This window comes from Amaricoccus sp. (assembly GCF_036846665.1).
In the GTDB taxonomy this organism is placed as follows: domain Bacteria; phylum Pseudomonadota; class Alphaproteobacteria; order Rhodobacterales; family Rhodobacteraceae; genus Amaricoccus.
Genome location: NZ_DAIUBO010000113.1, coordinates 1 through 12,130, shown reverse-complemented (window position 1 = coordinate 12,130; position 12,130 = coordinate 1). Strand labels below are relative to the sequence as shown.

The window sequence follows — 12,130 nt, the reverse complement described above, 5'->3', positions numbered from 1 at the left end:
GGCGAAGGCGGCCTCGACCTCGGCGCGGAGCGTCGGCTGGTTGGCCTTGACCGCGAGCAGGTAGTCGGCCCCCTGGGCGGTGATCGCCTCGGCGACGGCGGCGTTGGTGGCGATGGCGTCGATGGAGACGAGCGCGCCCCTCAGCCCGTCCTCGGCGCCGAGCCGGTCGAGGAGGAGCGGGATCGCGGCGAGCTCGTTCGCCTTGTCGGGCACCGCCTCCTGAGCCAGCACGAGGCGGGCGGTGGTGGCGAAGGCGGAGACGAGGTGGAGGGGCGCCGCGCCCTGGCTCCGGTCGTGGCTGCGGCGCGAGGTTTTGCCGTCGATCGCCACGAGAGGGGCGCGTCCCGGCCAACTCTCCCGCACCCAGGCCGCGAAGGCGGCGGCGAAGAGCGCGGGGTTGATCCGGTTCATCAGGATGGTCACCAGCGCTCGCCGGGCACGCCATGCTCAAAAGGCAGATGCTGGCGCAGGAAATCGAGATGCGCCGCGCCCCAGGCGGCGATGTCCTCGTAGTCGTCGCAGTCGGCGATGGCGCCGCAGACCACCAGCAACAGCACTTCGGGCAGCGGATGCAGGATCCGCCGCACGTCGCGCGGGTCCTCCACCTGCGCAAAGTGATCGAGCAGCGCGGTAAGGCGCGACTTCCGGGGCAGGCTCTCGGTCAGCGAGGTCATCGGCGGCTCCGAATCAGGGCCGTCGCATCGATTCAGCAAAACTCCCGCCTGTCACCTGTCACATGAGTTCGGAGCCTTGCTCTCGACCCCCAAACCCTTGACCTCGCCGCTTGAAGCGGCAAACCCTCACCAGCCCGGAGACCGCCGCTCGGGAATTTCCACCACGTACGCGACACCACCGGGCGGCGTGAGGTGATTTTCTGGACGATTCTCACCAAAGGATTGCCCGATGCCTCACCGTGCCATCACCACCCTCCAGCAGACATTGCGGCCGCATGTCGGGCTGAGCAAGAGCCGGCTGGAGACGCTGTGCCTGATCGTCGTCGGCATGGTCAGCGCCCGGACGGTGAACCTCAGTCATCTGGCCTGCGAGCGTCCGACCACGGCGCTGGTGGCCTCGACCTATCGCCGGCTGCAGCGGTTCTTCCAGCACGTCCGCCTCGGCGCCGACTGGTCGGCGCCGCTGGTGGTCGGGCTTCTGGGGCTCGACGGCCCGTGGCACCTCGCGCTCGACCGCACCCAGTGGAAGCTCGGCACCCGTGACGTCAACATCCTGATGCTGGCCGTCGTCACCCGGCGGGCGCGCGTGCCGCTGATCTGGAGCGTGCTCGACAACAATGGCGGCACCAGCGACAGCGGCCAGCGGATCGCGCTGATGCGCCGCTACCTGGCGATCTTCGGCGCGGCGAGCATCCGGCTGCTTCTGGCAGATCGCGAGTTCGTCGGGCGCGCATGGATGGACTTCCTCAACGAAAGCAACATCCCCTTCGCCATCCGCATGAAGGAGAAGCTGATCGTGACCACCGAGGACGGCCGCCACCTCGCCCTCGGCTCGATGCTGCGCAAGTGCCGCGGCGTCCGCACCTTCCGCGCCGCCCTGGGCAACGACGTCCCGGGTCACGACGAGGCCCGCGGCCCGCTGTGGCTGAACTTCGCCGCCCGGCGTCTCGAAGATGGCGCGCTGCTCATCATCGCTTCCAACACCCCGCCCCGCGCCGCGCTCGCGGCTTACCGCAAGCGCTGGGCCATCGAATGCCTCTTCGGCGACACCAAGACCCGCGGCCTCAACCTCGAGGACACCCGGCTCGTCACCCCCCGCAAGCTCGACCGGCTCCTCGGCCTCGTCGCACTCGCGGTCGCCTGGGCAGCCAGGACCGCCGCCATCCTCGTCGGACGCAAGGCCCCGGCGCGCAAGGCCCACGGATACCTCGCCAAGTCCTGGTTCCGCATCGGCTTCGATCAACTCCGAAGGCTCCTCCGTCACGACCCCGTCGCCGCCGTCGAGCCATGGCTCGTCATCGCCTCAGACAAGGTCAGAAAACCCAGAGTCGTGTAGTGTGCGGCGTCGCAGCCCGCGCTCCGATTCAGCCCGAGGTCAGGCGAGTGCAAGACCTCGCGACCGTCGGGTATCAGTGGCGGCTGCGATCCCCCCGATCACGGCGCGAACGATCGTGGTCGTCGTAGTCGATCTCCATCACCTCGAGCGTCCCCGGATCGACCGTCACCTCGATCGGGCGCCCCTCGGCGTCGGTGCCGTCGATCTCGTAGCAGCCGTCGTCGATCTTGATCCGGCGGACGGTCCAGCCCTTCTCCGCTGCCAGCCGCGCGACCGCCTCGCGCGGCTGCCAGTCGGCCATCGGCACGAAGCAGTCGCGGTCGGCCCGCGCCACCCCGGCCGGCAGGGCAGCGAGAAGGGTCAGAATTGTCAGCGTCTTCCGCATGGGCCAAACTTCCGGTCCGGGTCATCTCGCGGGGACCATGCGCGGCGAAGCTGACGGGAAGCTGAAGCCTCTGCCCCCCGCGCGTCAGCCTCGCGTCAGCCCGGGCGGACAGGGAGGGCCGAAAACGGGAGACGAGGCCATGCGCATCCTGCTCATCGAGGACGACACCGTTCTCGGCGCCGCGGTCAGGGACCAGGTCGCCGACGCCGGCCAGTCGCTCGACTGGGTGACCCGGCTCGACGCCGCAGGCGATGCGATGGCCGGCGCCGCCTACGACCTCGTGCTCCTCGATCTCATGCTGCCCGACGGCCGCGGGATCGGCTTTCTCAAGGCGCTCCGGGCGCGCGGCGACGTGACGCCGGTCATCATCCTGACCGCGCTCGACCAGGTCTCGGACCGCATCGAGGGGCTGAACGCCGGCGCCGACGACTACCTCGTCAAGCCCTTCGATCTCGACGAACTCTCCGCCCGCATCGGATCAGTGGCGCGGCGCTATGCCGGCAACCCGAACCCGATCATCGTCCACGGTCCGCTCGAGATCGACCTCGCGTCGCGCAGCATCCGCCGCGACGGCCGGCCGGTGCAGCTGACCGCGCGCGAGTGGGCGCTCTTCGAGGCGTTCCTGACCCGGCCGGGCCAGCTCCTGTCGCGGGCGCAGCTCGAGGACAAGCTCTATGCCTTCGGCGCCGAGATCGAGAGCAACGCCATCGAGGTCCATGTCAGCCGGCTGCGCAAGAAGCTCGGCGCCGGGGTGATCGAGACCGAGCGCGGCCTCGGCTATCGCCTCGGGCGGCCATGAGGGTGCCGCGCAGCCTCGAGGGGCGCCTCGGCCTCGGGATCGGGCTCCTGCTGACCGTGCTCTGGATCGCGGCGGCCGCGATGACGGCGGTCATCCTGCGCCACGAGATCGACCGGGTCTTCGACTCGGCGCTCCAGGAAGCAGCGCAACGCCTCCTGCCGCTCGCCGTCCTCGACATTGTCGGGCGCGACGAGGACGGGGTCACCCAGCGGCTCGCGACGATCCGCGAGCACGACGAGTTCCTCACCTATGTCGTCCGCGACGCCGAGGGGCGCATCCTGCTCCAGTCCCATACCGCCGATCCGGCAATCTTCCCCGCCTATGCCGGGCCCGGGTTCGCGCGGTCCGCGACCCACCGCTTCTACAGCGAGGCGGCGCTCAGGGGCAGCGTCCGGATCACCATCGCCGAGCCGCTCGACCACCGCGCCGCCGTCGCGCGCGAGATCCGCATGGGCCTCGGCCTGCCGCTTCTCGCGGTGATCCCGCTCGCGCTCGTCGCGATCGTCCTTGCGGTGCGCTTGAGCCTCGCGCCGCTGCGCCGCTTCCGGGCGCGTCTCGAAGCGCGCAGCGAGCGCGACCTGTCGCCGGTTCCGGCCGGGGACCTGCCGGCGGAGATCGCGCCGGTGGCGGTCACGCTGAACGGCCTGCTCGCGCGCCTGGAGGCGGCCTTCGAGGCCGAGCGCAGCTTCGCCGCCAACGCCGCCCACGAGTTCCGCACGCCCCTCGCCGGCGCCATCGCCCAGGTCCAGCGCCTGCGATCCGAGGCCGCCGACCCCGGCACGGTCCGCCGCGCGGTGGAGATCGAGGCGACCCTCAAGCGCCTCACCCGCCTCGCAGAACGGCTGATGCAGCTCGCACGCGCCGAAGGCGGGCGGCTCCGGCTCGACCACGCGGGCGACCTGCGCGGCGTCGCCCGGCTCGTCGTCGACGACATGGGGCGCGCGGCCGGGAGCCCGGCGGTCACCCTCGACCTGCCGGACCGCCCGGTCCTCTCCGACCTCGACCCCGACGCCTTCGGGATCATCTGCCGGAACCTCGTCGACAACGCCATCCGCCACGGCGACGGCGCCGCGCCGGTGGCGGTGGGCTTGCGCGCCGACGGAACCTTCACGGTCGCCAACGACGGGGCGGTCGTGCCGCCGGATGCGCTCGGCCGCCTCGCCGACCGCTTCGAGCGGGCGACCGAGGCGGCGGACGGCAGCGGCCTCGGCCTCGCCATCGTCGCCGCGATCGCGGAGCGCATCGGCAGCGAACTCGTCCTGCGATCGCCCCGCCCCGGGTCATCGTCGGGCTTCGAGGCCTCGCTTCGCCTTCCGGTCGAAGCGGACGGTGGACCCGGGGCCGCATCGTCGCGACATCCCTGATCCGGGGCAGCAAGGCGGGACGGGACCGGCCCGCGCTCGCCGCATCGCGGAGGGAAGGGAATGCGCCTTGAAACGCTGTCGAGGTACGTTAGTTATCACTCACTAATGGGATCGCCATGATGTTGCGCAAGACCGCAGAGGAGCGAAGGTCGGAGATCGTGTCGGCGGCCCTGCGGCTGTCGGACGCGATGGGGCCGGATCGACTGACGACCGAGGCGATCGCCGCCGAGATCGGCCTGAGCCAGCCGGCCATCTTCCGGCACTTCCGCACGAAGCAGGCCATCTGGCAGGCCGTCGCCGAAACCGTTGCCGACCGGATGACGGCAGCTTGGGGCGGCGCGCTCGGCCGACCGTCGGGGCCAGTCGAGCGGGTCAGCGATCTCGTCGGCGCCCAGCTTCGCCTGATCGAGGCGACGCCCGCCATCCCGGCGATCCTGTTCTCGCGCGAGCTGCATGTCGAGAACGATGCCCTTCGCGCGCGCTTCCTCGATCTGATGCGCCGCTTCCACCGGACGATCGCCGACGAGGTCCTGCGGGCGCAGAAGGACGGCGAGATGCGGGATGACCTCGATCCCGACGACGTGGCCTTCCTGCTCATCGGGCTCGTGCAGGGCCTGGCGGTACGCTGGTCGCTGAACCGGAAGGGCTTCGCGCTCGAGGCGGAGGGAGCGCGGCTCCTCGCCGTCCAGCTGGCGCTGCTTCGTCCGTCGTCGACGGCGGGGGAGGACGGGTCGTGAAGCTCTCCCTGCCTCGCGTCGCCCTCGGCCTTCTCGCGCTGGCAGCGCTCGCCGCCATCGTCTACGCGATCCTCGCCGTGCGACCGATAGGCGTGAGCGTGGTCGAGCCGGAGGAGAAGGTCACCATCCGTGTCTTCGGCCTCGGCACGGTCGAGGCGCGGATGCTGTCGCGGGTCGGCTTCGAGGTCGGCGCCGCCCTGACCGAGCTCGACGCCGACCATGGCGACGAGGTGGCCAAGGGCGACGTGCTCGCGCGGCTGAGCGCCGCCGACCAGGAAGCGCGGGTGCGGCGGGCGGAGGCGGCGAAGCTGGCGGCAGAGGTGGCGGTCAGGAAGGCCGAGGCCAATGTCGATCGGGCCGGCGCCGTGCTCGCGCAGCGCCAGGGCGCGAACGCCCGCCAGCAGAGCCTTCTAAGCCGGAATGCGGCCTCGCAGCAGACCGCCGACGAGGCGCAGCGCGACGCGGAGGTCGCGGCGGCCGACCTGTCCGTGGCCCGGAGCGAGGTCGATGTCGCCCAGGCCCTGGTCGCCGACGCCGAGGCGGCGCTCGGCTACGAGCGGACGGTCCTCGAGCAGCACGTCCTGCGGGCGCCCTTCGACGCCGTGGTCGTCGAGCGCCATGTCGAGGCCGGAACGGTGGTGGCGCCCGGACAGGTGATCTTCACGCTGATGGCACCCGAGACGATCTGGGCGCTCGCCTATATCGACGAGGGCCGGGCCGGCGCGATCGAGGAGGGCCAGATCGCCGAGGTCCGCCTGCGTTCGCAGCCCCGGACGATCTTCCCCGCGACCGTGGCGCGGATCGGCATCGAGAGCGACCGGGTGAACGAGGAGCGCCGCGTCTGGGTGAAGTGCGGCCAGTGCCCGCCGCGGGTCCATCTCGGCGAGCAGGTCGAGGTCTGGATCACCGTGGCCGAGCTCGACCATGCGCTGCTCGTGCCCGAGCTCGCAGTCAGCGGCTTCGACGGCAGCACGGGCCGGGTCTGGCTGATCGAAGATGGCCGGCTGGTGCGGGCGGAGCTGAGCTTCGGCCACCGCAGCGAGGACGCGCGACTTGAGGTGGCCGGCGGCCTGCCGGAAGGCGCGCAGATCGTCGCGACGCGCCTCGATGGCGTCGAGGAAGGCCGCCGGGCGCGGGTGCGGCCGGAGGGCGAGCGATGAACCTCGCCTTCCGTGACGTGCGCCACAACCTCTTCCGCTTCCTGCTGACCTGCCTCGGGCTCAGCCTGCTGATGGCGGTCGTGCTGTCGATGATCGGCATCTACAACGGCCTCGTCGTCGATGCGCTGACCATCGTCCGGGCGCCGGATGCCGACGTCTGGGTGGTGGAGGCCCGCACGCAGGGTCCGTTCGCCGAGGCGTCGCGCATCCCCGGCGACACCCGCGACGCGATCGCGCGCCTGCACGGCGTCGAGGAGGCGGGCAGCCTGACCTACCAGACCGCCGAGGCCACCTTCGGCGGGCGGACGCACCGGCTCTACCTCGTCGGGGTCGAGCCGGGCCGGCTCGGCGCGCCGAGCGATCTGGCCGCCGGGCGGCCGATCGGGCGCAGCCACCACGAGATCGTCGCCGACGTCGGGGCCGGGCTGGCGCTCGGCGACCGCATCCCGCTCGGGCGCGACACGTTCGAGGTCGTCGGCCTCGTCCGGGATCAGGTCAATTCCGGCGGTGACCCCGCGATCTACCTGCCGCTGCGCGATGCCCAGCGGCTCCAGTTCGAGCTCGCGCCGCCGGCCGCGCGGGTCCAGATCGCGCGTGGCGCGGCGATCGAGGGCAAGAACACGGTCAACGCCGTGGTGGCGCGCCTCGCGCCCGGCGCCTCCGCCGAGGCCGTGGTCGAGACCGTCCGCCGCTGGAAGCACCTCGCGGCGCTGACCGAGGCCGAGCAGGAGCACCTGCTCACCGCCTCCGTCGTCGACCGCGCCCGCCGGCAGATCGGGCTCTTCATGGGCATCCTGCTCGCCGTCTCGGCGGTGGTGATCGCGCTTATCATCTACACGATGACCATGGAGAAGCTGCGCCAGATCGCCACCCTGAAGCTGATCGGCGCGCCCGACCGCACCATCGTCGGCCTCATCGTCCAGCAGTCGCTGGCGCTCGGCGGCGTCGGCTGGGCCTTCGGGCTGATCCTCGTGATGCTCATCAAGGACGTCTTTCCGCGGCGCGTGGTGCTCGAGCCGGTGAACGCGCTGGCGCTTGCCGGCATCGTCTTCGTCGTCTGCATCGCGGCGAGCGGCCTCGGCGTCCGGGCGGCGCTCAGGGTCGATCCCGCGACCGCGCTCGGGGGGTGAGGGATGGCGCCGCGCGACACGCTCGTCGAAATCTCCGGCATCTCCAAGCATTTCGGCGAGGGCGAGGCTCGCGTCGATGCGCTGCGCGAGGTCGGGCTCTCCGTGGCGGCGGGCGAGGTCGTGGCGCTGCTCGGGCCGTCGGGATCGGGCAAGACGACGCTGCTCAACGTCATCGGCTGCATCCTCGACCCCGATGCCGGGCGGATGGTCCTCGACGGCGAGACGGTCTTCGACGGCCGCTGGCTGCGCGGGAACCTCCGGCGGCTGCGGCTCGACAAGATCGGCTTCATCTTCCAGTTCCACAACCTGCTGCCGTTTCTCGACGCCACCGACAACGTGGCGCTCGTCCTGCACCTCGCCGGCCACGACGGCGCGACCGCTCGCCGCCGCGCCGTCGAGCTGCTCGACTACCTCGAGGTAGGCAACCGCAAGGACGCGATGCCGGCGAAGCTCTCGGGCGGCGAGGCGCAGCGGGTGGCGATCGCGCGCGCCCTGGCGAACAGCCCGCGCATCATCCTCGCCGACGAGCCGACCGCCGCGCTCGATTCCCATCGCGCGGGCATCGTCATGGACCTGCTGCGCCGGCTCGCCGCCGAGCAGGACGCCTGCATCATCGCCGTGACCCACGACGAGAAGATCTACGACCGGTTCGACCGGATCTTCCATCTTCGCGACGGGCGGTTGGAGTCCCAAGAGGGAGCATGAGCATGACACGGACAGGTCCGGCGCGTACCGGGATGCGGATCGCCGCCGGCGTGGCGATCGTGTTCGGGATCCTCACCATCGCCTCCGGCGGCCGGGCGCTCTTCGGCGGCGCGGCGGCACGGGCGGCGGTTGGCGATGCGGTGCCGTTCGTGCTCTGGTTCAACACCGTCGCGGGCTTCGCCTATGTGGCGGCAGGTCTCGGGCTGCTCGCGCGGCGGTGCTGGGCGGCCTGGCTGTCCGCCGCGATCGCGATTGCGACGCTCGCCGTCTTTGCCGCCTTCGGACTCCATGTCGCGGGGGGCGGCGCCTACGAGGCCCGCACCGTAGGGGCAATGACCCTGCGAACGGTGGTGTGGCTGGCCATTGCCATCTCGGCATTCAGGGCTCGGGGTAGCCGACGGGCCACTCGGCCGCCGAAGATCGGGCGGGGCTCTCGGCGAAGGCAGTCGCGTGCTTCGGGAGCGGCTCCCGCCGGCTCCACGCCGGGTCAAGGTCGATATGGGAGCGCCGCGCCGCCGCCTCGAACGCCTCCGGATCGTGGTTCGCCATGACGATGTCAAAGGCGATGCCCTCGAAGTGCTTCGAGGCCTTGCCGCCGAGGCCGACGTCGGAGCGCCCGCCGCAGCCTTCCTCCGCGGCCCGCTCCGGCATTTGCTCCAGGTCGTGGTCGGACGGGCGGACGGCCTCCCGACGGGGCGGAGTCATCATCAGTCTCCAGATCAGGGGGCCGGGGCCGGCTCGTGCCGACCCCGCCGTTGCCCCCGGTCGATGGGATCAGAAATCGGTCTCGAGGTAGACGCCTGAGCAGTCGAAGGCGACGGCGGCCGCGGTGGATCCGTTGTTCATGAAGAGCCGGGGGCTGAGGAACTGGTTCGCCGCTGGCAGGTCGGCGGTCACTTCCTGCTCGAAGACGGCGCCGCTCACCTCGTCCACGACCCGCACCCAGACCGAGCTAGCATTCGGCGCTGCCGCGATCGTCAGGGTCAGCACCCCACCGGTGGCGATGGCGAAGCTCGCGCCCATGTCGACGAGGGTCGGTGACCCGCTTGCGTCGTTCGCCACGAGCTGCCAGCGCGTGTGGGTGCCGCGCTGGAAGCCGATGCCGATGCAACTGACGACGGCGCTCAGCGCAAGGGTCGTGGCGAGCGCCGCGGTCGAGCCATAGAGGCCAAAGAACGCCATGCCGGTCGCCTGCAGCGTGGCGAGCGAGATGCGGGTCACAAGGGTCCAACCGCCAAGTCCGGCGGCATTGCCACGCCAGCAAGTGAAGACGCCGCTCCGCTGATCAGCGGCAGAGTCAACCACGGCCGCAGAGGTCAGACGCCAGCGCCGCATGCTGGCCGCGAGCGAGGTGGCCGCAAGCCCCGGCGTCGAGACCGTGCCGACGGTGGAGTTCGACATGCCCTCGGTGGCGATGGTGGCGCCCGACGACGGCTGCCAGGTCGCTGGCCGCGCCAACCCGAGATGCGGCTGCAGCGAGAAGTCGCGGCCGTTCGGGCGCATGGCGTCGAGCCAAGGCTGGCCGGCGCGGCTGCGAGCAAAGAGCGCCAGCTTCCCCGATGCCGGCGCCGCCGGGGCGCTGCTCGCGGCGGGCAGGATTGCCGGCTTCGGCAACTCGACTCGTCCGGAGGTGCGGTCGATCAGGATCGCGTCGAAGTAGGCCGAGCCGTCCGGGCTGACCTTGAAGCTGAAGTCATCGGTTCCGAGCAGTCCGATCAGCGCCCGGGCGCTGAAGCCGGTCTTGAAGGCGAAGGCGGCGTCGTTGCCGGGTGCGGCCTTGTTGACCGTCGCCTCGATCGAGCTGCCTGCGTTGTTCAGGAGCACCGCCGGGGTGTTGACCGAGAGCCGGTTCCAGGCATCGGCGACCGCACCACCGAGCCCAAGCAGCAGCGCCGTGAGGTTCGCCTGCGGCATGCCGACGACGGTGACGCCATTGGCGAAGGTGACGGTGGGGGTGTTGACCACCATGTTGCCGTCGGCGCCGGCCACGTCCGAGCCGATGTTGACGACGGTGTCCGAGCCTGCCGCGCCACCGGTGCCGAGGTTCACCGTCTTGATGGCGCCGGCCGCCGTCGCCCCGGTGCCGAGGCCGTAGGTCGCGTTCCCCGACGCGGTGCCGATCGTCGCCACTGGCCCGCTCGCTTCGAGTTCGCCTGCGAAGGTCTTGTCGCCGTCGAAGGTCTGCGCGCCCGAGAGGCCGGCGAGCTCGGTCGAGACGTCGGGCAGCGCGAAGCTGCGGGTCGCGCCCGCCGCGATCGCCGCGAGATCGAACACCGCCCGCCGAGTAAGATCGCCATCATGGGCGAGCTCGAAGACCGCGTCGGAGAAGAAGGCCGGCAGCCCGGCGGCGACCCAGGCACTGCCGTTCCAGGCGAGGAAGGTCGCCTCGTCGACCACCCAAGCCTGCCAGCCCGGCCGCGGCACCAGCCGCATCCAGGCGCCGTCGACGTAGTAGGCGACGTTGAGGTCCCAGCCGCTCCAGGCGCCTGTCGCGCCCGAGGCGACGACGTAACGGTCGCCGTCGGCCGGGCTCGCCGGCGGCGCGGTCAGGTGCCGGTCGAGAACGGCGAGCTGTACGAGTCCGTCGAGCAGGCGCAGCGCCTCGTTGACGGTGACGTGCTTCTGCGCCTGCGCCGCCAGGAGATACGGCAGCAGGAGATGTGTGCTGGTGTCGGGCATGAGTGCCTTCAGAACTGCAAGGTGACGGATTTCGGGGTGCCGCGGCCGACGAGCGCGGAGAGCTGGAGGATGCGGACGTCGAGCGTGTCGCCGGGACCGAGCAGCGCGCCCCAGTCGGCGGTCTGCTGAGCGGCGGTGTAGGTGACGCTGGTCGTGGTCGTGGCGAGCGTCCGCTTCACGGTGGCGCCGTCGAGGATCTCGACCTCGTAGGCTTCCAGCTCCTCGGCGAGCAGCGCCTCGACCGCACCCCAGCTGTCGGCCACAAGCGCACGCGACCGCCTCTTCCAGCGGATCGTCAGATCGCCGGGCGTGCGCGGCCTGCGCCATGGCTGCTCGACATGACCGACCGAGAACGGTCGCAGGCCCACGCCCACCGGCGTGAAGGCCCGCGCGACATAGGTCTCGTCGCTGACCGGGCGGCTCGCGGGACCAATGCGCCAGTTCCACGGCAGCCCGAGCTCGCGCAGGGTGTCGCAGTAGCCGGTGACCACGATCTCGATCAGCTGCCGCCACTCGGGCTGGCTGAGCGTCGCGAGGTCGGACTTCTCTAGGCTTTCCAGGTACGCGCCGGCCGCGTCGCCGCCGGCCGCCATCGCGGCCTGCTCGTTGGCGGTGGGATCGATCATGCCGCGTCTCCGATGGCAGATGTCCTGGCAGGTCCGGCCGCAGAGCCGGTGGCGGGAGCGTTCGCGACGAGGGTCGGAGACCTTGAAGCGGGCGTCGAACCAGCCGTGGCCGCGGGCCTCTCGGCGGCAGACGGCGCAGATGGACATGGCGCGAACCTCACGCTGGCGATCTCGGTGATCCGCCTCAGGGCCCGACAGTCAAGCCAACTATCTGAGTTGTCGGGAGAAAGTTTCCTACACTTCCTGCCCGACCAGAGCGGTCATGCGAAACCGAAACGACGGAGAACCGCATGACCGACCCGATCCCTGCGCGCGTCGCCGCGCTCAAGATCATGCCGATGCCGGAGCTGAAGGCCGAGTGGCGCACGCTGTTCGAGACCGAGCCGCCGCCCTTCAACCGCCGCCACCTCGAGAACCGCATCGCCTACCGCATCCAGGAGCTGGCCTACGGCGGGTTGAAGCCCGAGACGCTTCGGCGGCTGTCGTCGTAGTGCTCGAAGGCGGAGCGCGTGTTGTAGGGTGGGTCGATGTAGAT

Annotated in this window: 10 protein-coding genes and 4 pseudogenes; 8 read left to right on the top strand and 6 right to left on the bottom strand. The window is 71.1% G+C overall.

The genetic code is table 11. From position 1 onward, the window contains the following. Window positions 1-674, bottom strand: a pseudogene (locus tag V7050_RS12130) (ISAs1 family transposase); the annotation flags it as partial. Between the two features lie 229 nt (window positions 675-903). Here V7050_RS12130 and V7050_RS12125 point away from each other — a divergent pair. Then, entirely contained in the window at window positions 904-2,010 is a 1,107-nt protein-coding gene (locus tag V7050_RS12125) for an IS4 family transposase (protein WP_324375648.1), read from the top strand. 73 nt (window positions 2,011-2,083) lie between these two features. On the opposite strand, the gene V7050_RS12120 is transcribed toward V7050_RS12125, so the two are convergent. Beyond that, on the bottom strand, window positions 2,084-2,395 hold the full coding sequence (locus V7050_RS12120) for a PepSY domain-containing protein (protein WP_324375646.1): 312 nt from the start codon (window positions 2,393-2,395) through the stop codon (window positions 2,084-2,086). A gap of 139 nt (window positions 2,396-2,534) precedes the next feature. On the opposite strand from V7050_RS12120, the gene V7050_RS12115 reads away from it, so the two are divergent. The 6 genes from V7050_RS12115 to V7050_RS12090 all read left to right on the top strand — a co-directional run bounded on the left by V7050_RS12115 (window position 2,535) and on the right by V7050_RS12090 (window position 8,290). Further along, window positions 2,535-3,194 (top strand): response regulator transcription factor, encoded by a 660-nt coding sequence (locus V7050_RS12115; RefSeq protein ID WP_324375644.1) that lies wholly within the window; start codon window positions 2,535-2,537, stop codon window positions 3,192-3,194. Further along, a complete protein-coding gene (locus V7050_RS12110; RefSeq protein ID WP_324375642.1) occupies window positions 3,191-4,558 on the top strand; it encodes an ATP-binding protein in 1,368 nt (455 codons plus the stop codon). Before V7050_RS12115 ends, V7050_RS12110 begins: the two co-directional genes overlap by 4 nt. Window positions 4,559-4,674: 116 nt before the next feature. Beyond that, window positions 4,675-5,295: a TetR/AcrR family transcriptional regulator gene (locus tag V7050_RS12105; protein WP_324410586.1), complete on the top strand. Its 621-nt coding sequence runs from the start codon at window positions 4,675-4,677 to the stop codon at window positions 5,293-5,295. Continuing rightward, window positions 5,292-6,455 carry an efflux RND transporter periplasmic adaptor subunit gene (locus V7050_RS12100; protein ID WP_324375638.1) on the top strand — a complete coding sequence of 388 codons (1,164 nt, stop codon included), beginning with the start codon at window positions 5,292-5,294 and terminating at the stop codon, window positions 6,453-6,455. The genes V7050_RS12105 and V7050_RS12100 overlap by 4 nt, the downstream gene beginning before the upstream one ends. Further along, the gene (locus V7050_RS12095; protein WP_324375636.1) at window positions 6,452-7,585 is read left to right on the top strand and encodes an ABC transporter permease; all 1,134 of its coding nucleotides are present in this window, start codon (window positions 6,452-6,454) and stop codon (window positions 7,583-7,585) included. The genes V7050_RS12100 and V7050_RS12095 overlap by 4 nt, the downstream gene beginning before the upstream one ends. Window positions 7,586-7,588: 3 nt before the next feature. Further along, window positions 7,589-8,290 (top strand): ABC transporter ATP-binding protein, encoded by a 702-nt coding sequence (locus V7050_RS12090; RefSeq protein WP_324398271.1) that lies wholly within the window; start codon window positions 7,589-7,591, stop codon window positions 8,288-8,290. A gap of 378 nt (window positions 8,291-8,668) precedes the next feature. On the opposite strand, the gene V7050_RS12085 is transcribed toward V7050_RS12090, so the two are convergent. The 4 genes and pseudogenes from V7050_RS12085 to V7050_RS21055 all read right to left on the bottom strand — a co-directional run. After that, entirely contained in the window at window positions 8,669-8,998 is a 330-nt protein-coding gene (locus tag V7050_RS12085) for a hypothetical protein (RefSeq protein ID WP_324410584.1), read from the bottom strand. A 66-nt stretch (window positions 8,999-9,064) separates the two neighbouring features. Beyond that, complete coding sequence (locus V7050_RS12080) at window positions 9,065-10,969, bottom strand: DUF2793 domain-containing protein (RefSeq protein ID WP_324375801.1); 1,905 nt, start codon at window positions 10,967-10,969, stop codon at window positions 9,065-9,067. 8 nt (window positions 10,970-10,977) lie between these two features. Next, window positions 10,978-11,430 (bottom strand): annotated as a pseudogene (locus V7050_RS12075) (baseplate multidomain protein megatron); the annotation flags it as partial. Window positions 11,431-11,436: 6 nt separating this feature from the next. Further along, a pseudogene (locus V7050_RS21055) lies at window positions 11,437-11,595 on the bottom strand (DUF6511 domain-containing protein); the annotation flags it as partial. A gap of 290 nt (window positions 11,596-11,885) precedes the next feature. Here V7050_RS21055 and V7050_RS12070 point away from each other — a divergent pair. Further along, window positions 11,886-12,077, top strand: a pseudogene (locus V7050_RS12070) (DUF2924 domain-containing protein); the annotation flags it as partial. Between the last annotated feature and the right edge of the window lie 53 nt (window positions 12,078-12,130).